The organism is Atlantibacter sp. (assembly GCF_032062175.1).
GTDB lineage: Bacteria > Pseudomonadota > Gammaproteobacteria > Enterobacterales > Enterobacteriaceae > Atlantibacter.
Genome location: NZ_DAMBQK010000020.1, coordinates 1 through 26,983 on the forward strand (window position 1 = coordinate 1; position 26,983 = coordinate 26,983).

23 protein-coding genes are annotated in these 26,983 nt (G+C 55.0%); 2 read left to right on the forward strand and 21 right to left on the reverse strand.

Annotation, left to right across the window (positions count from 1 at the left end; genetic code table 11):
- Window positions 1–213: 213 nt before the first annotated feature.
- From cpoB to mngA, 13 genes are all read right to left on the reverse strand, one after another.
- Window positions 214–1,014 carry a cell division protein CpoB gene (gene cpoB, locus RT120_RS16275; RefSeq protein WP_312984221.1) on the reverse strand — a complete coding sequence of 267 codons (801 nt, stop codon included), beginning with the start codon at window positions 1,012–1,014 and terminating at the stop codon, window positions 214–216.
- A 9-nt stretch (window positions 1,015–1,023) separates the two neighbouring features.
- Entirely contained in the window at window positions 1,024–1,548 is a 525-nt protein-coding gene (gene pal / locus RT120_RS16280) for a peptidoglycan-associated lipoprotein Pal (RefSeq protein ID WP_161659777.1), read from the reverse strand.
- A gap of 34 nt (window positions 1,549–1,582) precedes the next feature.
- Window positions 1,583–2,875 (reverse strand): Tol-Pal system beta propeller repeat protein TolB, encoded by a 1,293-nt coding sequence (gene tolB, locus RT120_RS16285; RefSeq protein WP_312984223.1) that lies wholly within the window; start codon window positions 2,873–2,875, stop codon window positions 1,583–1,585.
- Between the two features lie 132 nt (window positions 2,876–3,007).
- Window positions 3,008–4,276 (reverse strand): cell envelope integrity protein TolA, encoded by a 1,269-nt coding sequence (tolA, locus tag RT120_RS16290; protein ID WP_312984224.1) that lies wholly within the window; start codon window positions 4,274–4,276, stop codon window positions 3,008–3,010.
- 39 nt (window positions 4,277–4,315) lie between these two features.
- Window positions 4,316–4,744 (reverse strand): colicin uptake protein TolR, encoded by a 429-nt coding sequence (gene tolR / locus RT120_RS16295; RefSeq protein ID WP_312984226.1) that lies wholly within the window; start codon window positions 4,742–4,744, stop codon window positions 4,316–4,318.
- Between the two features lie 3 nt (window positions 4,745–4,747).
- The gene (gene tolQ, locus RT120_RS16300) at window positions 4,748–5,440 is read right to left on the reverse strand and encodes a Tol-Pal system protein TolQ (protein WP_144129014.1); all 693 of its coding nucleotides are present in this window, start codon (window positions 5,438–5,440) and stop codon (window positions 4,748–4,750) included.
- Window positions 5,437–5,841: a tol-pal system-associated acyl-CoA thioesterase gene (ybgC, locus tag RT120_RS16305; protein ID WP_312984227.1), complete on the reverse strand. Its 405-nt coding sequence runs from the start codon at window positions 5,839–5,841 to the stop codon at window positions 5,437–5,439. Before ybgC ends, tolQ begins: the two co-directional genes overlap by 4 nt.
- Window positions 5,842–5,975: 134 nt before the next feature.
- Window positions 5,976–6,269, reverse strand: coding sequence for a cyd operon protein YbgE (gene ybgE, locus RT120_RS16310; RefSeq protein ID WP_312984229.1), 294 nt, complete (start codon window positions 6,267–6,269; stop codon window positions 5,976–5,978).
- Window positions 6,269–6,382 carry a cytochrome bd-I oxidase subunit CydX gene (gene cydX / locus RT120_RS16315; RefSeq protein ID WP_064718024.1) on the reverse strand — a complete coding sequence of 38 codons (114 nt, stop codon included), beginning with the start codon at window positions 6,380–6,382 and terminating at the stop codon, window positions 6,269–6,271. Before cydX ends, ybgE begins: the two co-directional genes overlap by 1 nt.
- A gap of 13 nt (window positions 6,383–6,395) precedes the next feature.
- Entirely contained in the window at window positions 6,396–7,535 is a 1,140-nt protein-coding gene (gene cydB, locus RT120_RS16320) for a cytochrome d ubiquinol oxidase subunit II (RefSeq protein WP_312984230.1), read from the reverse strand.
- A gap of 15 nt (window positions 7,536–7,550) precedes the next feature.
- Window positions 7,551–9,152 carry a cytochrome ubiquinol oxidase subunit I gene (gene cydA / locus RT120_RS16325; protein WP_312984232.1) on the reverse strand — a complete coding sequence of 534 codons (1,602 nt, stop codon included), beginning with the start codon at window positions 9,150–9,152 and terminating at the stop codon, window positions 7,551–7,553.
- Window positions 9,153–9,813: 661 nt separating this feature from the next.
- Window positions 9,814–12,453: a mannosylglycerate hydrolase gene (mngB, locus tag RT120_RS16330; RefSeq protein WP_312984234.1), complete on the reverse strand. Its 2,640-nt coding sequence runs from the start codon at window positions 12,451–12,453 to the stop codon at window positions 9,814–9,816.
- Window positions 12,454–12,465: 12 nt separating this feature from the next.
- Entirely contained in the window at window positions 12,466–14,388 is a 1,923-nt protein-coding gene (mngA, locus tag RT120_RS16335) for a PTS 2-O-a-mannosyl-D-glycerate transporter subunit IIABC (RefSeq protein ID WP_312984235.1), read from the reverse strand.
- 189 nt (window positions 14,389–14,577) lie between these two features.
- On the opposite strand from mngA, the gene RT120_RS16340 reads away from it, so the two are divergent.
- Window positions 14,578–15,294, forward strand: coding sequence for a GntR family transcriptional regulator (locus tag RT120_RS16340; RefSeq protein ID WP_312984236.1), 717 nt, complete (start codon window positions 14,578–14,580; stop codon window positions 15,292–15,294).
- Between the two features lie 82 nt (window positions 15,295–15,376).
- On the opposite strand, the gene sucD is transcribed toward RT120_RS16340, so the two are convergent.
- From sucD to sdhC, 8 genes are all read right to left on the reverse strand, one after another.
- Window positions 15,377–16,243, reverse strand: coding sequence for a succinate--CoA ligase subunit alpha (sucD, locus tag RT120_RS16345; protein WP_312984237.1), 867 nt, complete (start codon window positions 16,241–16,243; stop codon window positions 15,377–15,379).
- On the reverse strand, window positions 16,243–17,409 hold the full coding sequence (gene sucC / locus RT120_RS16350) for an ADP-forming succinate--CoA ligase subunit beta (protein ID WP_125294508.1): 1,167 nt from the start codon (window positions 17,407–17,409) through the stop codon (window positions 16,243–16,245). Before sucC ends, sucD begins: the two co-directional genes overlap by 1 nt.
- Window positions 17,410–17,518: 109 nt before the next feature.
- Window positions 17,519–18,745: a 2-oxoglutarate dehydrogenase complex dihydrolipoyllysine-residue succinyltransferase gene (gene odhB, locus RT120_RS16355; RefSeq protein ID WP_312984239.1), complete on the reverse strand. Its 1,227-nt coding sequence runs from the start codon at window positions 18,743–18,745 to the stop codon at window positions 17,519–17,521.
- A gap of 14 nt (window positions 18,746–18,759) precedes the next feature.
- Window positions 18,760–21,567 (reverse strand): 2-oxoglutarate dehydrogenase E1 component, encoded by a 2,808-nt coding sequence (gene sucA / locus RT120_RS16360; RefSeq protein ID WP_312984241.1) that lies wholly within the window; start codon window positions 21,565–21,567, stop codon window positions 18,760–18,762.
- 221 nt (window positions 21,568–21,788) lie between these two features.
- Window positions 21,789–22,505, reverse strand: coding sequence for a succinate dehydrogenase iron-sulfur subunit (locus RT120_RS16365; protein ID WP_312984242.1), 717 nt, complete (start codon window positions 22,503–22,505; stop codon window positions 21,789–21,791).
- A gap of 16 nt (window positions 22,506–22,521) precedes the next feature.
- A complete protein-coding gene (gene sdhA, locus RT120_RS16370) occupies window positions 22,522–24,288 on the reverse strand; it encodes a succinate dehydrogenase flavoprotein subunit (protein WP_312984243.1) in 1,767 nt (588 codons plus the stop codon).
- Entirely contained in the window at window positions 24,288–24,635 is a 348-nt protein-coding gene (sdhD, locus tag RT120_RS16375) for a succinate dehydrogenase membrane anchor subunit (RefSeq protein ID WP_312984245.1), read from the reverse strand. Before sdhD ends, sdhA begins: the two co-directional genes overlap by 1 nt.
- Window positions 24,629–25,033, reverse strand: a complete 405-nt coding sequence (gene sdhC, locus RT120_RS16380) for a succinate dehydrogenase cytochrome b556 subunit (protein WP_312984247.1) — start codon at window positions 25,031–25,033, stop codon at window positions 24,629–24,631. Before sdhC ends, sdhD begins: the two co-directional genes overlap by 7 nt.
- A 639-nt stretch (window positions 25,034–25,672) precedes the next feature.
- On the opposite strand from sdhC, the gene RT120_RS16385 reads away from it, so the two are divergent.
- Window positions 25,673–26,959 carry a citrate synthase gene (locus tag RT120_RS16385; protein ID WP_312984249.1) on the forward strand — a complete coding sequence of 429 codons (1,287 nt, stop codon included), beginning with the start codon at window positions 25,673–25,675 and terminating at the stop codon, window positions 26,957–26,959.
- Window positions 26,960–26,983: the final 24 nt, after the last annotated feature.

Sequence of the window (26,983 nt, forward strand, 5' to 3'; positions counted from 1 at the left end):
ACCTGCGACCAATTGATTAAAAGTCAACTGCTCTACCAACTGAGCTAACGACCCACTTTTTGCCACCTCGGGTTTGTTTCATATCCCTCGGCAACGGCGGCATATATTACTGATTTCAGAATCAGGCGCAACAAAAATTTCGATATAGATCACTTAACTGCTTAAGTTTCACACGGTGAGACCAGAAAAACCGCATTCTGGTCGAACCCTGAACTATTGCATTGCACTTAAGCGTTTCTGCGCCTGTTTCGCGCCATCAGTGTTGGGATACTTACTGACGACCTGCTGATACACCGCTTTGGCTTTCGCGCTGTCGCCTTTGTCCTGCATGATCAGACCCACTTTGAACATGGCGTCAGAGGCTTTCGGCGATTTCGGGTAATTTTTCACAACCGAGGCAAAATAATACGCCGCGTCGTCTTTCTTACCCTTATTGTAATTCAACTGCCCCAGCCAATAGTTCGCGTTCGGCTGGTAGGTTGAATCCGGGTACTTCTTCACAAAGTTCTGGAATGCCGCAATCGCGTCATCCTGGCGCGATTTATCCTGCACCAGTGCGATGGCCGCATTGTAGTCGGTATTCGCGTCACCGCTCTGTACTGGCGCGCCTGTGCTGGCGGCTGGCGCGTTTGCTGCGCCATCGCCTGAAGGCGCGGCAGTATTGTTCTGCGCGCTGGTATCGCCGGACTGCGCAGCAGCGCCGCCGTTACTGAGGCTATCGATTTGCAATAACAGCTGCTTCTGGCGCTCCACAACCTGATTCAACTGATACTGGCTTTCCTGAATCTGACCGCGCAGGGAGTCAATATCATTCTGGTTATCGGAGAGTTGCTGCTGCAGTTGCGTTAAAAGCTGACTGTGAGCGTTAGAAATACGCTCAAGTTGCGTGACCCGGTCTTCAACCGAGCCTGAGCCGACACTACTGATTGGCGCCTGAGCAAAAGCGGCCCAGGGGGCCGCTATGCCAACCAGTAACGACAGACTCATCAGATGACGTCTGAAGTTACTGCTCATGCGATTCTCTTAGTAAACCAGTACGGCACGACGGTTTTTAGCGTAAGCCGCTTCGTCGTGACCCAGTACTGCAGGTTTTTCTTTACCGTAAGAAACGATGGAGATCTGATCAGCAGAAACGCCTTTACCCTGCAGGTACATCTTAACGGCGTTAGCACGACGTTCACCCAGGGAGATGTTGTACTCAGGAGTACCACGTTCGTCCGCATGACCTTCTACGGTGACTTTGTAAGACGGGTTGCTACGCAGGAAGTTAGCGTGAGCATCCAGCATTGCAGCGAAGTCAGAACGGATGTCGTACTTATCCAGATCGAAGTAAACGATGTTGTTCTGCTGCAGCTGCTGCATTTGCAGGCGCGCTTGCTCTTCAGAAGACATATTGCCGCTGCCGTTAGCGTCCATACCAGTGCCGGCGCCGTTCAGCATGCCGCCTTCGCTGCCATCGTTGCTTGCGTTCTTGTTAGAAGAACACGCTGCGATTGCCATTACAGGCAGAGCGATCATCAGCCCTTTCAGCACTTTGTTCAGTTGCATTTCAATGATTCCTTTAGTAATCAATTAATTATTATTACAGATACGGCGACCAGGCAGGGAATTTGACCTGTCCATCAGTAGCCGGAAGACGCGCTTTGAAACGCCCATCTGTTGAAACCAAATTCAGCACAGATCCCATCCCCTGAGAAGAGCTGTAGATTACCATCGTGCCGTTAGGTGCCAGACTTGGCGTTTCATCCAGGAACGTTGACGACAGTGTTTGTACGCCACCCGTTACCAGATCCTGTTTAGCAATGTGCTGAGCGCCACCGTTGGAGCTCACCATCACCATAAATTTACCGTCTGCGCTCACGTCAGCGTCCTGGTTCTGAGAACCTTCCCAGGTTACGCGCTGCGGCGCGCCGCCGTTAACGTTAACTTTATACACTTGCGGACGGCCTGCCTGGTCAGAGGTATAGGCCAGAGTTTGGCTATCCGGGAACCAGGTCGGTTCAGTGTTGTTGCTGCGGCCGTCGGTGACCTGACGGATCTGGCCGGAACCGATGTCCATCACATACAGGTTCAGGCTACCCGTTTTAGACAGCGCGAACGCCAGTTTAGAACCGTCCGGCGAGAAAGCTGGCGCACCGTTGTGGCGTGGGAACGACGCAACCTGACGCACAGCGCCGTTGGCCAGCGTCTGGATAACCAGCGCGGAACGACCGCTTTCGAAAGTTACGTAAGCCACTTTAGAGCCGTCCGGCGACCATGCTGGCGACATCAGCGGCTGCGGTGAACGGTGAACTACGAACTGGTTGTAACCGTCGTAGTCAGACACGCGCAGTTCATACGGGAACTGACCGCCGTTAGTCTGTACAACGTAGGCGATACGGGTACGGAACGCGCCCTTAATGCCGGTCAGCTTTTCGAACACTTCGTCACTCGCCGTGTGGCCTGCATAGCGCAGCCACTGCTTGTTCACTTTGTAAGAGTTCTGAGCCAGAACGGTACCTGGCGCACCCGAGGTATCTACCAGTTGATAAGCCACTGTGTAGCTGCCGTCACCGTTCGGAGTGACCTGCCCTACCACGACGGCATCAATACCCAGCGCAGTCCATGCAGCAGGTTGAACTTCCTGTGCGGAACCCGGCTGCTGCGGCAGACGTGAACGATCTAACGGGTTAAATTTACCGCTGTTGCGAAGGTCGGCCGCGACAATGCCGCCGATGTCTTCTGGCGCTGCGCCTGGGCCTGCCCATTTAAAAGGAGCAACACCAATCGGACGCGCGGAATCTACCCCCTGGGTAATTTCAATGCGCACTTCTGCATGCAGCACCGCTGCCCACAGCATCAGAAAACCAAATGCTACTCGTAATGCCTGCTTCATCATTTCTCCCTTACCTGGACGCAACGTCCACGATAATTTAGCAGAATGTTAACAAACCCAAAAACACAAGACGGCTCAAACACTGATACTTAGCTTAGTGAACATATCCCCGTTTTCACGGGGATAATAGTACTAAGGTTTAAAGTCCAGCGGAGCATTTTTAAACACTTCATAAACATCCTGGCTCGGTGGTTTCGGAATTTTCGCCAGCCTTGCCGCTGCAACAGCAGCCTGACATAGCGCCGCATCCCCACCTTCTGATTTGATATCAAGCAGTAAGCCATCAGGAGCCAGTTTTATCCGTAAAGTACAGACTTTACCGGCGAAAGAAGGATCGTTATAAAACTTACTTTCGATCGCAGACTTTATTTGCCCTGCATAATTGCTGATATCAGCGCCAGACGCGCCATTAGCTTTATTATTTCCTTTACCGGCGGCAGATGCGGTATTTCCTTTGGCTCCGCCCCCGGTTTTCGGCGCATTCTTACCCGAGCTTAAATCGCCGAACAGGTCGTCAACGTCAGACGCTGCCGCTTTCGCCGCAGCGGCTTTTTCTGCTGCGGCCTTGGCTGCTGCCGCTTTTTTCTCGGCAGAGGCTTTTTCAGACGCTGCTTTCTTGTCCGCCGCCGCTTTGGCCGCTGCGGCTTTTTCAGCGGCAGCCTTTTCAGCCGCCGCTTTCTCTGCGGCAGCTTGTTTCGCGGCTTCGGCTTGCGCTTTCTTCTCGGCGTCAGCGGCGGCTTTCGCGGCTGCCGCTTGCGCTTTTTTCTCCGCGTCGGCGGCGGCTTTTGCGGCTTCGGCCTCCGCTTTCTTCTTCGCATCAGCTGCGGCTTTCGCTGCTTCGGCTTCCGCTTGTTTCTTCGCGGCGGCGGCAGCTTTCGCTGCATCCTCCTGCGCTTTCTTCGCAGCATCTGCGGCGGCTTTAGCCTGGGCGTCCGCCTGCGCTTTGGCATCGGCTGCCGCTTTCGCTGCGGCGGCTTCGGCCTGCTTCTGCTGTTCCTGGGCGCGTTTCGCCGCTTCTTCAGCCTGTTTCTGCTGTTCAGCCTGCTCGCGGGCGTTTTCCTGCGCCTGCAAACGCTCTTTTTCCAGTTCCTTCAACCGCTGCTGTTCAGCCGCCTGCTTTTCACGTAATTCTTCAGCCTGCTGTTGGGCTTGCTTTTCACGCTGTTCGGCGGCCTGCTTCGCGCTGGCGCGCTGCTCCTGCTCGCGATTGTACTGATTTACCACGGCACCCGGATCGACCATAACGGCATCAATTGCCGAGCCGCCGCCACCGCCTGCGCTGGCGTCAATATTTTCGTCAAACGAGCTCCAAATCAGTATCGCAATCAGGATGATATGCAGCACCACTGAAATGATTATCGCCCGTCTCAGCTTGTCGTTCTGTTCGGTTGCCTTTGACACTCTCGGTTCCCAAAAACTTTTCGCCTGTTAAGCGGATTTTCAGATAGGCTGCGTCATTAAGCCCACAGACTTAACACCCGCCTGATGCAACAGGTTCAGCGCTTTGATGATTTCATCATAAGGGACCTCTTTCGCCCCCCCGATAAGGAAGACCGTTTTCGGATTCGCCTGCAGACGGCGTTGCGCTTCGGCAATCACCTGCTCGGAAGGCAACTGATCTAAACGATCTTTTTCAACCACCACGCTGTACTGCCCTACCCCGGACACTTCGATAATGACCGGCGGATCGTCATTGGTGCTGACGGTTTGTGAATCCATCGCATCCGGCAAATCGACTTCCACGCTCTGAGTGATGATTGGCGCTGTGGCCATAAAAATCAGCAACAGCACTAACAGCACGTCCAGTAGCGGAACGATATTGATCTCGGACTTCAGTTCGCGACGACCCCGTCCACGAGTTCTGGCCATGGCTTACCCCTTGGTGCTCTCTGGGTTTGCGAATGCCTGACGGTGCAGGATCGCCGTGAACTCTTCCATAAAGTTGTCGTAGTTCAGTTCCAGTTTGTTAACACGCTGATTAAGGCGGTTGTATGCCATAACGGCTGGGATCGCGGCAAACAGACCAATCGCGGTGGCGATCAACGCTTCCGCGATACCTGGCGCAACCATCTGCAACGTGGCCTGTTTCACCGCGCCCAGCGCGATGAAGGCATGCATAATCCCCCATACGGTGCCGAACAGACCGATATACGGGCTGATAGAACCGACCGTGCCGAGGAAAGGAATATGGGTTTCCAGGGTTTCCAGTTCGCGGTTCATCGAAATACGCATCGCGCGTGATGCCCCTTCGACAATGGCTTCCGGCGCATGGCTGTTAGCGCGATGCAAACGGGCGAACTCTTTAAACCCGGCATAGAAAATCTGCTCGGAACCCGCCAGATTTTCGCGGCGTCCCTGGCTTTCCTGATAGAGACGGGACAGCTCGATGCCAGACCAGAATTTATCTTCAAACGCTTCCGCTTCACGCGTTGCGGCATTGAGGATACGCGTTCGCTGAATAATGATGGCCCAGGATGCAATGGAAAAACCAATCAAAATCAACATGATAAATTTGACCAGAAGGCTCGCCTTCAGGAACAAATCAAGGATATTCATGTCAGTCACTGCTTGAACTCCGCGACAATAGACTTGGGAAGCGCACGAGGCTTCATTAAGAGTGGATCAACACAGACGATCAGCACCTCAGCTTCATTGAGGGTTTGTTGTTCTGCATTGACGATCCGTTGCGTGAAAACCAGGGATGTTCCACGCATCGACGTAATTTCAGTGTGAATTTCGAGCATATCGTCGAGTCGGGCAGGCGCAAAATACTCCAGCGTCATCTTGCGTACCACGAAGGCCACACGCTCCGCCATTAGTTCTTGCTGACTAAAGTGGTGGTGGCGCAGCATCTCTGTGCGTGCTCTTTCATAAAAAGCGACGTAACTGGCGTGATAAACCACACCACCGGCGTCGGTGTCTTCGTAATAGACACGAACCGGCCATCGAAACAGCGTTGTGCTCACTCTACATCCCGGTAATGCAAATAAACGTTGCTACTATACGCAAGAGGAAGGGGGTTTGGAATGGGTAGAGGTAAAGGGTAAGTAAAAATTTATGGGCTTGTGAAAGCCCATAATTCATAACGGTGAAATCGTGTTCAGAGGAAGAAAAACGCCAGACCGGCAATGAGCACAATATCAGCGAGCAGCGGGCAAAACAGCGCTTGCCAGTGGACGGCACGCGGACGGAAACCGACGCCGTGGATCATCCCGGCGCACACTGCCCACATCAGCAGCAGCCCGTGCCAGACGGTCAAGTCACTGGTTTTAGCCGCGAAACGTGACGGGTCCCAAAACATACATCCCGCCAGCACTAATGCCATCACTAAGGAAAGGGCCCGTAGCGGGCCCTTATCCATTACCGCATACAGCTGCGCGATAATTTTACTCATCAGTGTTCTTCTTTACCGAGCTTAGCGGCTTCGACATGCTCCAGCGCCAGTGCGGTAATCACACCAAACGCACAGGCAAGAAGCGTGCCGAGAATCCATGCAAAGTACCACATAATCAGCTCCTTACTAGTACAGAGAGGTTGAGTTGGATTCGATGTGCTCTTTCGTGATGCGGCCAAACATCTTCCAGTAACACCAGCTGGTGTAGAGAAGAATAATCGGTACAAACACGATAGCCACATAGGTCATCACGGTCAGCGTCAACTGGCTGGAGGTCGCATCCCACATGGTCAGGCTGGCGTTCAGCATTTCGCTGGACGGCATCACGAACGGGAACATCGCGATACCCGCAGTCAGGATCACACAGGCCAGCGTCAAAGAAGAGAACACAAACGCCAGCGCGCCCTTCTCCGCACGGGACATCAGTACGGTCAGCAGCGGCAGCAGCACACCCAGCAGCGGAATCACCCACAGAATCGGCGCGTTGTTGAAGTTCACCAGCCAGGCACCGGCTTCACGCACAACTTCTTTGGTCAGCGGGTTGGAATAGGCATGATGATCCAGGGTCGACGTCACAACGTAACCGTCGATACCGAACACAACCCATACGCCAGCCAACGCGAAGCACACCATCATCACCAGCGCAGCAACCTGCGCCGTTGCGCGGCTACGCAGATGGATTTCACCCACGGTACGCATTTGCAGATAGGTTGCGCCCTGAGCGATGATCATCGACACGCTCACCACGCCTGCCAGCAGGCCAAACGGGTTCAGCAGTTGGAAGAAGTTGCCGTGGTAGGTCAAACGCAGGTACTCATCCACGGTGAACGGCACACCCTGCAGCAGGTTACCGAAGGCCACGCCAATCACCAGCGGCGGAACGAAGCTACCAATGAAGATGCCCCAGTCCCACATGTTGCGCCAGCGGGTGTCTTCAATCTTGGAGCGGTAGTCAAAACCGACCGGACGGAAGAACAAAGACGCCAGTACCAGAATCATCGCCACATAAAAGCCGGAGAACGCGGCAGCGTACACCATCGGCCACGCGGCGAACAGCGCGCCACCTGCGGTGATGAGCCATACCTGGTTACCGTCCCAGTGCGGAGCGATGGAGTTGATCATAATACGACGTTCGGTGTCGTTACGACCCAGGAAGCGGGTCAGCATGCCAACCCCCATATCAAAACCGTCTGTCACGGCGAAGCCAATCAGCAGGACGCCAACCAGCAGCCACCAGACAAAACGCAATACTTCATAATCGATCATTTGACGTCTCCTGTCTTAGCGTGCCGGTTGAGAGTCAACAACAGACTCTTCGTATTGGCGTTGAGAACCCACAGTTGATTGCTCAAAGTGATAGCGACCAGTTTTCAGGCTGCTTGGGCCAAGGCGCGCATATTTGAACATCAGATACAGTTCCGCCACCAGGAACAGGGTATACAGGCCGCAAATCAGCACCATTGAGAAGATGATATCGCCCGCGGTCAGGGTAGAGTTGGCGACCGCTGTCGGCAGCACTTCACCTACCGCCCAGGGTTGACGGCCATACTCCGCCACAAACCAACCGGATTCGATCGCGATCCACGGCAGCGGCAGGCCATACAGCGCCGCCTTAAGCACCCATTTTTTCTCGCCGATACGGTTGCGAATAACGGTCCAGAACGCCGCCGCGATGATGCCCAGCAGCAGAATGCCGCACGCCACCATGATACGGAACGCGAAATACAGCGGTGCAACGCGCGGGATAGAATCCTGGGTCGCCAGCTGGATTTGCTCTTCGGTCGCATCGGTTACGTTCGCGGTATAGCGCTTCAGCAGTAAGCCGTAGCCAAGATCTTTCTTCACTGCGTTGAACTGGTCGCGAACGCCCTGATCGGCAGAACCGGCACGCAGCTCTTCCAGCAGTTGATACGCTTTCATCCCGTTACGGATACGTTCTTCATGCTGAACCAGCAGATCTTTCAGGCCGATAACCGGGGTATCCACAGAGCGCGTAGCGATGATGCCCAGCGCATACGGGATCTGGATGGCGAAGTGGTTTTCCTGTTTATCCTGATCCGGAATACCGAACAGGGTAAAGGAAGCCGGTGCAGGTTGGGTTTCCCACTCTGCTTCAATGGCAGCCAGTTTGGTTTTCTGCACGTCGCCCATTTCATAACCGGATTCGTCACCCAGTACGATAACAGACAGCACCGCAGCCATACCGAAGCTGGCGGCAATCGCAAAGGAGCGTTTAGCGAAAGCGGTATCGCGGCCTTTAAGCAGATACCAGGCGCTGATGCCCAGCACGAACATCGCGCCGGCAACATAACCCGAAGCCACGGTGTGAACAAATTTCACCTGGGCAACCGGGTTCAGCACCAGTTCGGAGAAGCTGACCATCTCCATACGCATGGTTTCGAAGTTGAAATCGGAAGCGATGGGGTTTTGCATCCAACCGTTCGCGACCAGAATCCACAGCGCAGAGAGGTTAGAGCCAAGCGCCACCAGCCAGGTCACCGCCATGTGCTGCACTTTGCTTAAACGATCCCAGCCGAAGAAGAACAAACCAACAAACGTAGATTCGAGGAAGAACGCCATCAGGCCTTCGATAGCCAGCGGCGCGCCAAAAATGTCGCCCACGTAATGAGAATAATAAGACCAGTTAGTCCCGAACTGGAACTCCATGGTCAAACCGGTAGCGACACCCAGAGCGAAGTTGATTGCAAACAACTTGCCCCAGAATTTGGTCATATCTTTATAAATTTGTTTGCCGGAAAGCACATAGACCGTTTCCATGATAGCCAGCAGGAACGCCATACCCAGCGTCAGCGGCACAAACAGAAAGTGATACATAGCGGTCAAGGCAAACTGTAAGCGCGACAGTTCGACTATATCTAACATCTTGACTCCTTGCTCTTTGCATGAAGACGTTGAACGCGGATGCCGTTATCGGTCCCCAAACGCATGCCCCAATACAAATATTGCTTCCATAACATCACCATTTCCCCGTCACAATGTGACAGAGAAGCGAGTAAGGTTGCAAATACGTTAATAAGAAATACAAATTGATCCCGCAAATATATTACGCCGCAATTCCCTTACAATAAACAGGTTTTTGCATAGTGTTATTTGCATTTTTCGACGGTGATCAATTTATAGCGAAAATGAGGTAGAAGCGCCAGATTGATTTGGCGCAAATTTACAAAAAACTCGCGGAATGACTAGCCGTTAAGTATTGATCTCTCTCAATTTATGACATTGATGTTAATTATGTTTCACCTGAGAGACCATGGTGATCATATTGTTAATTATTTGTGCCATCGAGGCGGAACGCGTTAATCAGCGGTGATAATTTCAGGACTGGATTATTGGCTGGAGCGATCGGGTAAAAATAAATAGCGAAAAAAGGAAAGAGTGTTAAATACATCACGAAATTTTATTTAAACGCCGTTTTTATGGATTGTTTATAACAATGAATTCACCTTATTATCATTTAATTAACAAATTTCTTTTATATATAAAAAGCGACGCCCGATAAATTTAACGTCAGGCGTCGTTTTTTTTAGAAATGTGATTTTAACGTTATTTTAAATGTCCGGGACTGGCCAGGTTTTAACAGGCCCGTTGTCGCGGGTTGAGAGTGCACGCCCGAATATACCACCTCGTTCATCGCCGTTTCCTGCCATTGCACAACAGGGGACGCAAACGCGAGTTGCCCTTCGCAGGTCTCATCGTGGGACGGGTTGTAAACACGCACGATCAGCGCCTCGTCATCTTCCGCTTTTTTCAGCACGCTCAACTGACATTCAACCGGCGACATCGTCATTAGCGAGTAATCCGACGGCGTGTTGAACGGCACACTGTTAAGCTTCATCGCGTTCCACGGAATTTTGTTGTAACACTGCACCGGGGTTAGCCAGGCACGGGCCTGCTGCGCGACGCCCGCCCCTGCCGCCGTTCCGCTATAGCTGAACAGACTAAAGCGGCAATGCAACTTGCCGCGCATTTGTGAGTCAGGCACCGGCAGCTTGATGCCAGACGGGCGGCCTGGACGCAGCAGTAAATCCTCTTTGCCCAGCAGCCCGACGGCGCGGAACAGCGTCAGCGCGAAGGTCTTTTGCCGCTCGCCGATGATCTCCACTTCCCGCAGCCCTTCGCTAAACAGCGCCATGCCCTGCCGTTGCGACGCCAGGGCGCAGTAGTTCAGGAAATTCCATACCGGCACCGGCGCTTCCTTCCAGCCTTCCTGCTGCCAGGTTTCCATCGCGCTATCCTTAACCGGTCGTTGGATAGCGCCAAACTGGGTGTCGCATAGCACACTGTCGCAGTGAAACGGCGTCGGGATCAGCACCCGCAGGCGATGGTCGTCGGCCTGATTATCAATGACTATTTCCACATCCACTCGACGCTGATGGTGCGCCAGGGTGATGCGGCATTCCGCCTCCACGCGCCCGGACGCTTCACGGCGCGCCCGCTGTGCCAGATTTTGCGGCACCGCCATGGCTAACCGTAACACCGCTGTGCTTTGCCAGGCTTCATGAATGACCTCGACCTGATGTTCCCCTTCGGTTGAGTTAATCACCCACTCCTCACGCGCCGGTGAATAATCATATTCATCGCCGTCGTCGGAACCGTCCTCCAGCGTTAACACCCGGTCGTAAATCAGCCCGGTTTGCTTGTCGAGCATCTTCAGGGAACCGTCAGGATTGATATCAATGCGCCAGAAGCCGTTTTCCAGTAAGGCATCTGTACGTGCCGGCAACAATTTCTGTTGTCCTTTTTCTGCAATGATCTCCAGCGTCAAAAAGCCCATCGCGGGCAATACCTGGCATAGCTGGATGTCGTACTCCATAAACGGCTCATAGTTGCCGTAATGGACGATTTGCCGGTCCACCAGCCCCGGGTCGATTTCCCGCGCCGCGCGAATAAAATAGTCCACGGGGTTGCCCGCGCTGTCTCGTAAGGAGAACTGAGCAGCGCGGATCCGCAGCGTGGTATTAATCACTTCCTGGCGCGGCCAGGGCATCAGGTTAAACAACGCCAGCTTATCGCCCTCCCCTTGCGGCATGGCATCGACGATTTTGCGCTGGGTAAAGCGCAGCAGGTTGTCCGCCATGTCTTCAGCCAGTTCAAAACGCGCCATGATTTCCCGGTGCACTTTGTCGCTACAGCAGCAGCCGATGCTGTCGTGGGCGTGATTTTTTAAAATCTCTTTCCACATTTTTTCCAGCAGGCCGTGGTGATAATCAAATCCCAGACTCCAGGCGATAGCTTTCAGCGGTTCCAGCAGGTTGACGATTTTGTTCTCGATACGCGCATGGGCAATTTTGATGTCCATACGGGTTGAGCCGATGGTGCGGTGGACGCGCATATATTTGCCGTCGATAAACTCGCCCCTGAGCGTATCGAGATTGTCGCGATGCTGCTCAATCCGCTCAAACACCGTTTCAAAACGGCTCATCACAAACTCGCGTTGCGGGTAAATCTCGCGCAGTTTCGCCATTACGCTGAAAATATTTTGCTGCAATGGCATTTGATCGTGGCCGTTAGGCAACAGGATTTCTTTAGTGAATGACGCCTTTTCCAGCACGTCAAAATAGCTGTCGAGCCGTTTGCGCAGCCCCGCTTCGTCATCAGGCAGATATTTGCCAATCGCGTAACCGAGCGGCAGCACCTGGGCCACCACTTCGCTACCCTCTTCGCTCTGCCACAAAAACTCGGTTTTATCGCTGCCGTGGCGCTCCGAACAGCCGCGCCAGAACATAGCGCGGGTAATACCAAACCCATTGAAAATGTGCGGAAGCTGGCCCGACATGCCAAAAGAGTCCGGCAGGTAACCAATCATCATTGGCTCGCCGAATTCCCGGCAGTCGCGCAGGCCGTACATCAGGTTACGGACAATCGATTCACCCGCCACGATAGTGGTGTCGGTCTGGGTATACCACGGGCCGATAATCAGTTTTCCCGCCTCGACCAGCGCTTTAACCCGCTGGCGGTTCTCCGGTTTAACTGCGAAATAATCTTCGAGGATTGCCGTCTGGCCGTCGAGCACGTAGAACGGATAGTCCGGGTCCTGCTCCAGCCGGGCGAGGATCTCCTCCATATTGTTGACCAGCAATATCCGGGACTCTTCGGTGGTGAAATACCACTCCCGATCCCAATGCATATGAGGCGTAATGTGAACGCGCGATACCGCTTTCATCGTGGTTTCCTTTTATTCAGTCTCAGCGCAGACGTCATACTTGCCATGCTTTACCGCATGACGACGCCAGAGCAGTAAAATCGTGGTGGAAATCGCCGTGCCGACCAGCGCCGCGCCGAACCAGCCCGCCGCCGCAATCACGCCGCCAAATCCACCGTCGTGCAGTAAAAACAGGGAGAAGATCCCCGCGCCAGGGGTCGACAGGCCGACATGCATTGCCCCCACAATGGCACCGGTCGCCATCGACCCCAGCACGAAGGAACCAATAACCCGCAGCGGATCTTCAATCGCCATCGGGATCGCCCCCTCAGTGATGCCCGCCAGCCCCAGCAGCCAGGTGGATTTCCCGGTTTCGATTTCAAACTGTTTAAACAGACGCGGCGCAATCAGCGTCGAGGCGGTGACTGTGAACGCCGATACCATTTTTACCGACGCGAAAATGGCGTACGGGCCAAACACACCGTTAGCCATTGCCCCCAGGCAGAACGCGTAAGAGGCTTTGTTCACCGGGCCGCCCAAATCGAATGAGCACATAAAACCGATAATCGCCCCGAGCAGCAGCGCGTTGGTGCCAGAAAGGCCGTTCAGCCACTGGGTCAATCCGTTATTAAGCCAGGCTACCGGCCCGCCAATCACAAACAGCATCAGGCTGCCCGCCACTAACGTGCCGATCACCGGGTAGAGATAAAAAGTCAGGAAGCCGTTGAACTGGCTGGACAGACGGATATGGCGTTTGACCCAGCGCATCAGATAACCGGCGATCAGGCCGCCCGCCACGCCGCCGAGGAAACCTGCGCCGATCATGTTGGCGGCGAGCCCGGCCGCAAAGCCGGGCGCTAACGCCGGCTTATCCGCCAGGGAATACGCGGTATAGGCTGCCAGCACCGGGACCATCAGCGTGCCGAGCATGCCGCCGCCCAGCTTGCGGTACATCCACAGCCACGAGTTCTCTAAATCAAACAGGTGCTGAAGACCGAGGATCTGCGCCAGCAGCACGGCCACCGCCAGCACCGTTCCCCCTGCCACAATCAACGGCACGGCGTAGGAAATGCCGCTCAGCAGCGCCTGCTTAAGCTCTGCTTTAACGCCGCGCGCGGCAGACTGTGAAGATACGGGGCGTTGCTTCACTGCCAGCGGCTCAAGGGCCAGCGCCTGCTGGAGCAGTTCCGGCGCGCGGCGGATCGGCTCAGCAACCGGCACGGATAAACACGGCAGATGCGCAAAGCGTTCGGCTTCTTTCACCGCCACTTCTGCGGCAAAGATACACGCGTGGGCATCACGCAGCTGTTGCGCCGTCAGCCGCCCTTCGATGCCGTTTGCCCCCTGGGTTTCGACATGTACGTTGATGCCCAACTGGCGTCCGGCTTTTTCCAGGTATTCCGCCGCCATAAAGGTATGGGCGATGCCCGCCGGGCAGGCAGTAACGCAGACGAGGGTTGGCTTCTGCTGATCCGGTTGCGGTGCGACAGGTTCATCTTCCGGCTGCGCATTCAGCAGTGCGAATACCTGTTCCGGGCGCGTTGCCGCTAGCAGTTGCTCGCGGACATCGTCATCCACCAGCCGGGAGGTAAGCCCGGTCAGCAGTTGCATATGCGTGGTGCCCGCTTCCTGGGGCGGGATCGCCAGCAGAATAATCAGGTTCACCTGCTCATCGCCATCCACGCCTTGCCAGGCAAGCGGCTCTGCGAGGGTCGCCAGCGCAAAACTGGCAGCCGTGACTGCCGACGATTTGCCGTGCGGTACCGCCAGCCCTTCGCCTAATGCCGTTGGGCCCTGCGCCTCACGCGCCATCACATCAGTCAAAAACAGATCCACATCCTGCAATTTTCCCTGCTGCATCAGGCTCTCTGCCAGCTTCCGTAACGCCTGATCGCGATCGGAAAAAGTTTGGCGCAGAAAAATGCAGCCAGGATGGGTTAACGCGGTCAGGTCCATACGTGCCTCGCTCAGAGTGACTCGCGGCGTCAGGTGCCGCGGGTAACTATCCTGACAGATCGGATAATACCTTTATGTGATCAATTTCAATTTAAGGATAATTTGTATTATATTTGTATTGTTTACTATTGCTCGCGATCTGCCAGAATCGTTAAATCGTGTGGGAATGGTATTAATCGGGAGTTGGAGATGGCGCAGAAGCCGATGTATCGCCAGATTGCGGATGCGATTGGGCAACAGATTGAACAAGGGCAGTTAAACCCCGGCGATGCGCTGCCCACCGAATCGGCATTGCAGGCGCAGTTTGGCGTCAGCCGCGTTACGGTGCGCCAGGCGCTGAAACAGCTTACCGAACAGAATGTGATTGAGAGTATCCAGGGCAGCGGCACCTATGTAAAAGAGGAACGTGTCCATTACGACATTTACCAGCTCACCAGCTTTTACGAGAAACTGGCCGACCGGAACGTGGAAACCCACAGCGAAGTATTAACGTTCGAAGTGATTAATCCAGAGCCGCACCTCGCCGGGCAGTTGAATCTCACCGAAACCGATAAGGTTTGGCACGTTAAGCGGCTGCGTTTTATTAAGCAAAAGCCGGTAACGCTGGAGGAGACCTGGATGCCGCTGGCGCTGTTCCCGGATCTCACCTGGGAAGTGATGGAAAAATCCAAATATCATTATATTGAAGCGGTAAAGAAGATGGTGATCGACCGCAGCGAGCAGGAAATTCTGGCGGTGATACCGACTCAGGACGTGGCAAAAGCGTTGAGTATTGACCCGGCGCGCCCGACGCTTGAGAAAGTGTCACGCGGCTTTTTGAAAGACGGCAGAGTGTTTGAATACAGCCGGAATATCTTTAAGAGCGACGATTATAAATTCACCCTGGTCGCCCGGCGCCAGCATTAAAAAAGGCCACCCCAGGGTGGCCAACCATGTCGAATATTTTATTTATTATTCCGGCCCCCGCCGTAACGAGGGGCACGGTATTTTACAGAACTGATTTCAGCGCTTCACCGATATCAGCCAGGCTGCGAACGGTTTTCACGCCTGCCGCTTCCAGCGCAGCGAATTTCTCATCCGCCGTACCTTTACCGCCCGCGATAATCGCGCCCGCGTGGCCCATACGTTTGCCTTTCGGCGCGGTCACGCCAGCGATATAGCCGACAACCGGTTTGGTCACGTGATCTTTGATGTACGCCGCCGCTTCTTCTTCAGCGCTGCCGCCGATTTCGCCGATCATCACGATCGCTTCGGTCTGCGGATCTTCCTGGAACAGTTTCAGGATGTCGATGAAGTTAGAGCCCGGGATCGGGTCGCCGCCGATGCCCACGCAGGTGGACTGGCCGAAGCCGTAATCGGTGGTCTGTTTAACCGCTTCATAGGTCAGGGTGCCAGAGCGGGACACAATGCCCACTTTGCCCGGCTTATGAATGTGGCCCGGCATGATGCCGATTTTGCATTCTCCTGGGGTGATTACGCCCGGGCAGTTCGGCCCGATCATACGCACACCTGCTTCGTCCAGCTTCACTTTCACGGTCAGCATATCCAGGGTCGGGATGCCTTCGGTGATAGTGATGATAAGCTTAATGCCCGCATCGATAGCTTCCAGGATGGAGTCTTTGCAGAACGGTGCCGGAACGTAGATAACAGAGGCGGTCGCGCCAGTGGCTTCTACCGCTTCACGCACGGTGTTAAACACCGGCAGGCCGAGGTGGGTGGTGCCGCCTTTGCCTGGCGTCACGCCGCCAACCATCTGGGTGCCGTAAGCAATCGCCTGCTCGGAGTGGAAGGTCCCCTGGCTGCCGGTAAAGCCCTGGCAGATTACCTTGGTGTTTTTATCGATTAAAACAGACATTATTTCCCCTCCACTGCGGCAACAACCTGCTGAGCTGCATCCGTCAGACTTTTCGCTGCAATAATATTCAGGCCGCTGTCAGCCAGACGCTGTGCGCCCAACTCCGCGTTGTTCCCTTCCAGACGAACCACTACCGGCACGTTAACGCCCACTTCTTCTACTGCGCCGATAATACCGTCGGCAATCAGATCGCAACGCACGATACCGCCGAAAATGTTCACCAGAACGGCTTTCACTTTCTCATCGGACAGAATGATTTTGAACGCTTCGGTAACGCGCTCTTTGGTCGCACCGCCGCCCACGTCGAGGAAGTTAGCCGGTTCGCCGCCGTGCAGCTTAACGATGTCCATGGTGCCCATCGCCAGGCCTGCGCCGTTAACCATGCAGCCGATGTTGCCGTCCAGCGCCACGTAGTTCAGTTCCCACTGCGCAGCGTGCGCTTCGCGGGCATCTTCCTGACTGTGGTCGCGCATTTCACGCAGATCCGGCTGGCGGAACAACGCGTTGCCGTCAGCGCCCAGTTTGCCATCGAGGCACACCAGATCGCCCTGCTTCGTGATCACCAGCGGGTTGATTTCAATCAGCGCCAGGTCGCGCTCAAGGAAAATATTCGCCAGACCCATAAAGATCTTGGTGAACTGCTGAATTTGTTTCCCTTCCAGACCCAGTTTGAACGCCAGTTCGCGTCCCTGATACGGCATCGGGCCGGTCAGCGGATCGAGAGGCATTTTGTGGATCAGGTGAGGGGTTTTCTCCGCCACGGTTTCGATTTCTACGCCGCCTTCGGTGGAGGCCATAAACACCACGCGACGGGTGCTGCGGTCAACAACCGCGCCCAGGTACAGCTCTTTATCGATATCGGTCGCGGCTTCAACCAGGATCTGGTTAACCGGCTGGCCGTTAGCGTCTGTTTGGTAGGTCACCAGGCGTTTGCCCAGCCACTGCTCAGCAAATGCGCGAATTTCTTCTTTGCTGTTAACCACTTTCACACCGCCCGCTTTACCGCGGCCGCCAGCGTGAACCTGGCATTTGACGACCCACGGGCCTGCGCCGATTTTGGACGCTGCCTCTTCTGCTTCACGCGGGGTATTACAGGCGTAACCCACCGGTGCCGGCAAGCCAGATCTGGCAAACAGTTGTTTCGCCTGATATTCGTGTAAGTTCATGTGTTCTATCCATCCTTCAGGTAAACCTGTCGTTGAATCTACGCTCAACCACAGGGCAGGTGATGTTTATCAGCCCGCCAGCAACGCCAGCGGGCCTTATGCATTGGCTCTACACGTCCAACAGCAGACGGGTCGGATCTTCCAGCAACTCTTTAATCGCCACCAGGAAGCCTACGGATTCGCGGCCATCGATCAGGCGGTGATCGTAAGAGAGCGCCAGGTACATCATCGGCAGGATCTCAACTTTGCCGTCTACTGCCATCGGGCGATCTTTAATGGCGTGCATACCGAGGATCGCGCTCTGCGGCGGGTTGATGATCGGCGTAGACATCAGGGAGCCGAACACACCACCGTTGGTGATGGTGAAGTTACCGCCGGTCAGGTCTTCCACGGTCAGTTTGCCGTCGCGCCCTTTCACAGCCAGTTCTTTGATGCGTTTTTCGATGTCTGCCATGCCCAGCGCGTCAACGTCACGCAGCACCGGGGCCACCAGGCCGCGCGGCGTGGAAACCGCCATGCTGACATCGAAGTAGTTGTGATACACCACGTCTTCGCCATCGATAGAGGCGTTCACTTCCGGGTAGCGTTTCAGCGCTTCAACCACAGCTTTCACGTAGAAGGACATAAAGCCCAGACGGATGCCGTGACGTTTTTCGAACGCGTCGCCGTACTGCTTACGCAGATCCATAATCGGCTTCATGTTCACTTCGTTAAACGTGGTGAGCATGGCGGTGGAGTTTTTCGCTTCCAGCAGACGCTCGGCCACACGCTTACGCAGACGGGTCATCGGCACGCGTTTTTCAGAGCGGCCAGCCAACTGCGGCTGCGGCTGTGCGCTGGCAGTGGGCTCTGGCGCTTTCTGCGCATCGGCTTTACCGGCTTTCGCCAGGTGTTTTTCTACGTCTTCACGGGTCAGACGGCCGCCGACGCCGGTGCCTTTGATGTCGCTGGCTTCCAGCGAGTGCTCCGCCAGCAGGCGACGGATCGCCGGGCTGAGGGCATCGTTGTTTTGTTCTTCGAGTGAGGCCTGCTGACGCTGGGCCGGAGTCGATTCCTTCGCTTCTGCTTTCGCGCCGCTTTCTTTACCTGCGCTGTTACCTTCACGCAGGCGACCCAGGATCTGGCGAGAGGTCACGGTGGTGCCCTCTTCTTCCAGTACTGCGTCCAGAATGCCGTCCGCCGATGCCGGAACTTCCAGAACCACTTTGTCAGTTTCGATTTCTACCAGAACCTCGTCGCGGGTTACCGCATCACCCGGTTTTTTATGCCAGGTGGCGACAGTTGCATCGGCAACGGATTCAGGCAGGTCAGGGACAAGAATATCTACGCTACTCATTATTTATCCTTTAATTAATCGACGTTCAGCGCGTCATTGACCAGATCTTGCTGCTGCTTCTGGTGAACGGACATATATCCTACCGCCGGAGAGGCGGAGGCCGGGCGGCCTGCGTAACGCAGTGCAGAACCAAACGGAATCACTTCGCGGAAATGGTGCTGGCTGCAATACCAGGCGCCCTGGTTTAATGGCTCTTCCTGACACCAGACAAAATCATGTACATGCGCGTATGGCTTTAAGACTTCCTGTACGGCCTGGACCGGGAAAGGATAAAGCTGTTCGATACGCACAATGGCGACATCTTTCTGATCGTTCTTACGGCGCTGTTCCAGTAAGTCGTAATAGACTTTACCTGAACAGAGCACCACGCGTTTCACTGCTTTCGGGTCCAGCTCGTCAATTTCACCCATTGCCGGCAGGAACGCGCCGTTCGCCAGTTCGTCAAGCGTCGAGACGGCCAGCGGGTGGCGCAGCAGGGATTTCGGCGACATCACCACCAGCGGACGGCGCATACCGCGCAACGCCTGGCGGCGCAGCATGTGGTAAACCTGCGCCGGGGTGGACGGTACGCACACCTGCATGTTCTGCTCAGCGCACAGTTGCAGATAACGTTCCAGACGCGCGGAGGAGTGCTCTGGGCCCTGGCCTTCGTAACCGTGCGGCAGCAGCATCACCAGACCGCACATACGGCCCCATTTCTGCTCGCCAGACGAAATGAACTGGTCAATAACCACTTGCGCGCCGTTGGCGAAGTCACCGAACTGCGCTTCCCAGATGGTCAGGGTGCGCGGTTCTGCGGTGGCGTAACCGTATTCAAACGCCAGCACCGCTTCTTCAGAGAGCACGGAGTCCCAGACGCGGAACGGACCCTGGCCGTTATGCACGTGCGACAGCGGCGTCCAGGTCGAGCCGTTGGTCTGGTTGTGGATCACCGCGTGACGGTGGAAGAAGGTGCCGCGACCTGAGTCTTCGCCTGACAGACGAATCGGAATGCCTTCATCAACCAGAGTCGCATACGCCAGCGTTTCCGCCCCGCCCCAGTCGAACGGTTTTTCGCCGTTAGCCATCAGTTGGCGGTCGCCGTAGATTTTGGCGACGCGGGATTGCATTTCAATCGTGTCGGGCACGGTGCTGATGCGTTTTGCCAGCTCTTGCAGGCGCTTCATGTCGACTTTGTTCGGGTACGCTTCGTCCCAGTCGTGGTTGAGGTACGGCGACCAGGTGAATGAATGCATGTTCATCGGACGCCACTCTTTCACCACGCACTCGCCGGCATCCAGCGCATCGCGGTAAAGGTTAACCATCTCGGTCGCGTCTTCCAGCGTCGCAACGTTTTCCTGCTCCAGCTTGTCAGCGTAGATTTTACGCGGCGTCGGGTGTTTTTTGATTTTCTGGTACATCAGCGGCTGGGTTGCGCTCGGCTCGTCGGCTTCGTTATGGCCGTGACGGCGGTAGCACACCAGGTCGATGAACACATCGCGCTTGAAGGTGTTACGGAAATCCAGCGCCAGACGGGTCACGAAAGCCACCGCTTCCGGGTCATCCGCGTTAACGTGGAAAATCGGTGCCTGAACCATCTTGCCGATGTCGGTGCAATACGGGGTGGAACGCGCGTCCAGCGGGTTAGAGGTGGTAAAGCCCACCTGGTTGTTGATCACGATGCGAACGGTACCGCCCACTTCGTAACCCCGCGCTTTGGACATGTTCAGGGTTTCCTGCACCACGCCCTGGCCGGTTACTGCGGCGTCGCCGTGAATGGTGATCGGCAGGACTTTATTGCTGCTCGGCTCGTCAAGGCGATCCAGACGGGCGCGCACCGATCCGATCACCACCGGGCTGACGATTTCCAGGTGCGACGGGTTAAACGCCAGCGCCAGGTGAACCAGGCCGCCTTCGGTTTCGATATCTGACGAGAAGCCCATGTGGTATTTCACGTCGCCGGTGCCGAGGTGTTCTTTATGTTTGCCCGCGAACTCGTCAAACAGATCCTGCGGTTTTTTACCCAGCACGTTAACCAGCACGTTAAGACGACCGCGGTGCGCCATACCCAGCACCACTTCACGCGTGCCGCTGTTGCCCGCGTGGCGAATCATCTCTTTAAGCATCGGGATCAGCGCGTCGCCGCCTTCCAGCGAGAAGCGTTTCGCGCCAGGGAATTTCGCGCCCAGATAACGCTCAAGGCCTTCGGCTGCGGTCAGCTCATTCAGGAAGCGTTTCTTCTCTTCCGCTTTAAAGCTGGCGTGGCCGATCACAGATTCGATGCGCTGCTGGATCCAACGCTTCTCTTCGGTGGAGGTAATATGCATGTACTCTGCACCGATCGAGCCGCCGTAAGTCTGTTTCAGGGCGTCGATCAAATCGGCGAGTTTCATGGTGTCTTTGCCGCCAGCAAACGAGCCGACGTTAAAGGTTTCCTGCAAATCCGCTTCGCTCAGATTGTGGAAGGCAAGATCCAGGTCCGCAACACGCTCTTGCTGCCACAATCCCAGCGGATCGAGGTTGGCGTGCTGGTGGCCTCTGAAACGCCAGGCGTTAATCAGTTGCAGGACTTTGACCTGTTTCACGCCGGCGTCAGGGTCGACGGCTGAGGAGGTGTAACGTGAGGCATCCTTCGCCAGGCGGCGGAAATAATCACGTGTTTTGGAATGGAATTGATCCGGTTTAGCCCCGGTGCCAGGCAACTGCTGGAACATGGAGCGCCAGTGGGCGTCCACTGAATCAGGATCGGTTAAGAAGTCTTCATAGAGCTGTTCTATCCAGCTCTGGTTCGCACCAGAGAGATAAGAAGAGTCCAGCCAGGCTTTCATTGCGCCGTTCTGCATCGTGATCCCTTAAGCATCTTATGCTTATTTCGCCATGGATAACTACAACGTACTGGGTTTGTACGTAGTACCAGGGTTCACTTTTTGGGCTCTTAGTGGCCCGGTAAGGAACCTTTAAAAACTGTCAACGCGGCAGTTTTTAAAGGTTTCCTGCACTGGCGGAAAGCATAGCGCTAACCGCCCATTTTGCCCGGTAAACACCGCTTACCGGGCGCGTTTTGTTATGCGCTGCGTTGCAACAGCATGGTCTTGATATGACCAATCGCCTTGGTCGGGTTCAGCCCTTTAGGGCAGACACTGACGCAATTCATAATGCTGTGGCAGCGGAATACGCTGAAAGCATCGCTCAAATTATCCAGACGGTTATCGGTTTCAGTATCACGGCTGTCAATCAGGAAGCGATACGCAGCAAGCAGACCTGCCGGGCCGATAAACTTATCCGGGTTCCACCAGAACGATGGGCAGGATGTCGAGCAGCAGGCGCACAGAATACACTCATAGAGTCCATCCAGTTTTTCGCGCTGATCCGGCATCTGCAAATGTTCGCGAGCGGGTGGATTTTGTCCATTATTCAACAAGTAAGGCTTAATCTTCTCATATTGAGTATAGAATTGCCCCATGTCTACCACCAAATCACGCACCACCGGCAAGCCCGGCAGGGGACGGATCACAATCTTCTGTTTTCCGTTGCCCAGGGCGGAGATCGGCGTGATGCACGCCAGACCATTTTTGCCGTTCATGTTCAGGCCATCGGAACCACACACCCCTTCACGGCAGGAGCGGCGGAACGCGAGAGTCGGATCTTTTTCTTTCAGCTGGATAAGCGCATCCAGCAGCATCATGTCGCGCCCTTCTTCCCCTTCCAGGGTGTAATCCTGCATATGCGGCGCGTCGTCTACATCCGGGTTGTAGCGATAAATAGAAAATTCAAGTTTCATCTGCCTGTCTCCGCGATTAGTAGGAACGCACTTTCGGCGGGAACGCCGGACGCAGTTTCGGCTCCATATTAACGCTACGGCGCGTCATGGATTCCGTCTCTGGCAAGTACAAGCTGTGGCACAACCAGTTCGCATCATCACGTTCCGGATAGTCGAAACGGCTGTGTGCGCCACGGCTCTCGGTGCGGAAATTCGCAGATACCGCCGTCGCATACGCGGTTTCCATCAGGTTATCCAGCTCCAGGCACTCAACGCGCTGGGTATTGAATTCGCTGGAGGTGTCGTCCAGACGGGCGTTTTGCAGACGTTCGCGGATCGCTTTCAGTTGCTCCAGGCCTTTCGCCATGGCATCGCCTTCGCGGAATACCGAGAAGTTATGCTGCATGCATTCCTGAAGCGCTTTACGGATAACCACCGGGTCTTCGCCGCTGCGGTTGTTGTTCCAGCGGTTGAGACGGGCCAGGGACGCGTCGATGTCAGAGTCGCTGGCATCACGCAGTGCGCCCTGTTCGGCGATGGATTCCTGCAAATGCAGGCCCGCCGCGCGGCCAAATACCACCAGGTCAAGCAGCGAGTTGCCGCCCAGACGGTTGGCGCCGTGCACCGATACGCAGGCGATTTCGCCTACCGCAAACAGGCCCGGAATCACCACGTCTTCGCCCTGCGCGTTCACGGTCAGCGCCTGGCCGGTTACTTTGGTCGGAATACCGCCCATCATGTAATGGCAGGTCGGGATAACCGGGATCGGCTCTTTGACCGGGTCAACGTGCGCGAAGGTGCGCGACAGTTCGAGGATGCCCGGCAGGCGGGATTCCAGAACCTCTTTACCCAGGTGGTCGAGTTTCAGTTTGGCGTGCGGGCCCCACGGACCGTCACAGCCGCGACCTTCACGGATTTCGATCATGATGGAACGCGCCACCACGTCACGGCCCGCCAGGTCTTTGGCGTTCGGCGCATAACGCTCCATAAAGCGTTCGCCGTGTTTGTTCAACAGGTAGCCGCCTTCACCACGGCAGCCTTCCGTCACCAGAACCCCCGCGCCCGCGATACCGGTCGGGTGGAATTGCCACATTTCCATGTCCTGCACCGGCACGCCTGCGCGCAGCGCCATGCCGACGCCGTCGCCGGTGTTGATATGGGCGTTAGTGGTGGACTGGTAAATGCGGCCTGCTCCGCCGGTCGCCAGCACGGTCGCGCGGGCTTTGAAGTAAACCACTTCACCGGTTTCGATGCACAGTGCGGTGCAACCCACCACCGCGCCATCCTGGTTTTTCACCAGATCCAGCGCATACCATTCGGAGAAAATAGTGGTGTGGTTTTTCAGGTTCTGTTGATACAGGGTGTGCAACAGCGCATGGCCGGTACGGTCAGCCGCCGCTGCGGTACGTGCCGCCTGCTCGCCGCCGAAGTTTTTCGACTGGCCGCCAAACGGACGTTGATAGATACGGCCATCGTCCAGACGGGAGAACGGTAGGCCCATATGCTCCAGCTCGAGAATCGCTTCCGGGCCGGTCTTACACATATATTCGATCGCGTCCTGGTCGCCGATATAGTCGGAACCCTTGACGGTATCGTACATGTGCCATTCCCAGTTATCTTCATGGGTATTACCGAGTGCAACGGTAATGCCGCCCTGAGCGGATACTGTGTGGGAACGGGTCGGGAATACTTTAGAGAGCAGCGCACAGGTCTGGCCGCTCTGGGAAATTTGCAGCGCCGCGCGCATACCTGCGCCACCGGCACCAATCACAACCGCATCAAACTCTCTGACTGGCAAATTCATTAGACACCCCACACCACAACGAATCCATAAATGACGTAAACCAACAGTGCGATCACAATCGCTAATTGCAGCAGCATACGCAGCGCCAGAGGTTTAACGTAGTCGGTCAACACCTGCCACATGCCAATCCAGGCATGGATCAATACGGAAAACAGCGCCAGCAGGGTGAACACTTTGGTGAAAGCGGAAGAGAAGAAGCCGGTCCAGATCGCCCAGGTCAGGTCGCCGGTCACAGCGAAGAAGCCAACCATGTAGATGATGTACAGCGTCAGGACGATGGCAGTCGCACGAACCAGAATGAAGTCATGTACGCCATTGCGTCCTAATGCGGAGGCGTTGCTTACCATACGAGAACTCCTGCGAGAAGTGAAAGCACGACAGTAATGATGAAAGAAAGGTTTGCGGTACGCTTCCCGGTCTCGAAAGTCTCTTCCAGGTAGCCGACATCCATCAGCATGTGGCGAACGCCGCCGACGACGTGATACGCCAGCGCGGTGAGAATGCCCCACATAATGAATTTAACAAAAAAGCTATCCATGATGGCTGATGCCGTCTGGAAACCTTCAGGAGAGGAGAGCGAGACCCCCAGCAACCAGAGCAGAATGCCGACAGCCACAAATGTGATCACGCCGGATACGCGATGGAGGATGGAAGCAATTGCGGTAACAGGAAACCGGATCGTTCGCAGATCCAAGTTAACAGGTCTTTGTTTTTTCGCGTTTTTTATCATGAATAGCGCCCACATGCTGTTCTTATTATTCCTTCCTCCGGGTCTGCAGGCGGGTCAGACAGCGTGACTTTCTATAACTCTGCGTCATGCAAAAACATCAACTTCCTGTTTTAAAACGACGGGTTACTACGCTGGGTGGCTCTCGGTGCAGGGTATTCCGGAGACCTGGCGGCAGTATAGGTTGTTCACAAAATCATTACAATTAACCTACATACAGTTTGTCGGGTTTTAGTCGAAACAGTGACCAGGATCACGATACAAACATTATTTTAAAATTTAATCATCTGATTTGACAAATATTAAACAAAATTGTTACAACCATCACCGAAGAAGTCATATAATTCGCAAAAGTTATGAGGTCACACTTTCACCTGACAATAAGTTATGTAACAGTGATCGGTATTGACCAGAGTAATTTAGCCCGGTATTAGTGATATATAGATTTTATGAATACTGACTGCTAACTTCCTGATTTACTGTAATTTCGCCCTAATTCGAACCGTTGTCTGCAAGCCACTGAGCGCTCTGTACCCTGGTTTCTCCCTCTGAAACAGAGATGTGCGCCATACAACAAACTGACAACATGACGGTTAGGAATGAAAGTAATGGGGTTGAGTAGCGGTCTTAAGCAATAAGGCGCTAAGGAGACCGTAAATGGCTGACAAAAAAGCGAACATCACCTACAACGGTGACACTGCTATTGAACTGGATGTGCTACATGGCACACTCGGTCAGGATGTAATTGATATCCGTAGTCTTGGTTCTAAAGGTGTTTTCACGTACGACCCCGGTTTTACCTCCACCGCATCTTGCGAATCCAAAATCACTTTTATCGATGGTGACGAAGGCATCCTGCTGCATCGCGGTTTCCCGATTGACCAGTTAGCCACCGAATCCACCTATCTTGAAGTGTGCTACATCCTGCTGTACGGCGAAAAACCGACCCAGGCTGAGTACCAGGAATTCAAAACCACCGTTACCCGCCACACCATGATCCATGAGCAGATCACCCGTCTGTTCCATGCGTTCCGTCGTGATTCCCATCCGATGGCGGTGATGTGTGGTATCACCGGTGCGCTGGCGGCGTTCTACCACGATTCCCTGGACGTGAATAACCCGCGTCACCGTGAAATCGCCGCGTTCCGTCTGCTGTCAAAAATGCCGACTATGGCGGCGATGTGTTACAAGTATTCGATCGGCCAACCTTTCGTTTACCCACGCAACGACCTTTCCTACTCCGGCAATTTCCTTAACATGATGTTCTCTACGCCGTGCGAGCCTTACGAGGTGAACCCGGTGCTTGAGCGCGCTATGGACCGTATTCTGATCCTGCACGCCGACCATGAGCAGAACGCGTCGACCTCTACCGTGCGTACCGCGGGCTCTTCAGGCGCTAACCCGTTCGCCTGTATCGCTGCGGGCATCGCGTCCCTGTGGGGACCCGCGCACGGCGGTGCGAACGAAGCCGCGCTGAAAATGCTGGAAGAGATCAGCTCCGTTAAGCACATCCCGGAATTTATCCGCCGCGCCAAAGACAAAAACGATTCGTTCCGTCTGATGGGCTTCGGTCACCGTGTCTACAAGAACTATGACCCGCGCGCGACCGTGATGCGTGAAACCTGCCACGAAGTGCTGAAAGAGCTGGGCACCAAGGACGATCTGCTGGAAGTGGCGATGGAACTTGAGCACATCGCGCTCAACGACCCGTACTTCATCGAACGTAAGCTGTACCCGAACGTCGATTTCTACTCCGGCATTATCCTGAAAGCCATGGGCATTCCGTCTTCCATGTTTACCGTTATCTTCGCGATGGCGCGTACTGTGGGCTGGATTGCGCACTGGAACGAAATGCACGACGACGGCATCAAAATCGCCCGTCCGCGTCAGCTTTACACCGGCTACGAACAACGCGATTTCAAATCCGATTTGGAAAAACGTTAATTTTTGCCGATGTGAAAAACGCGC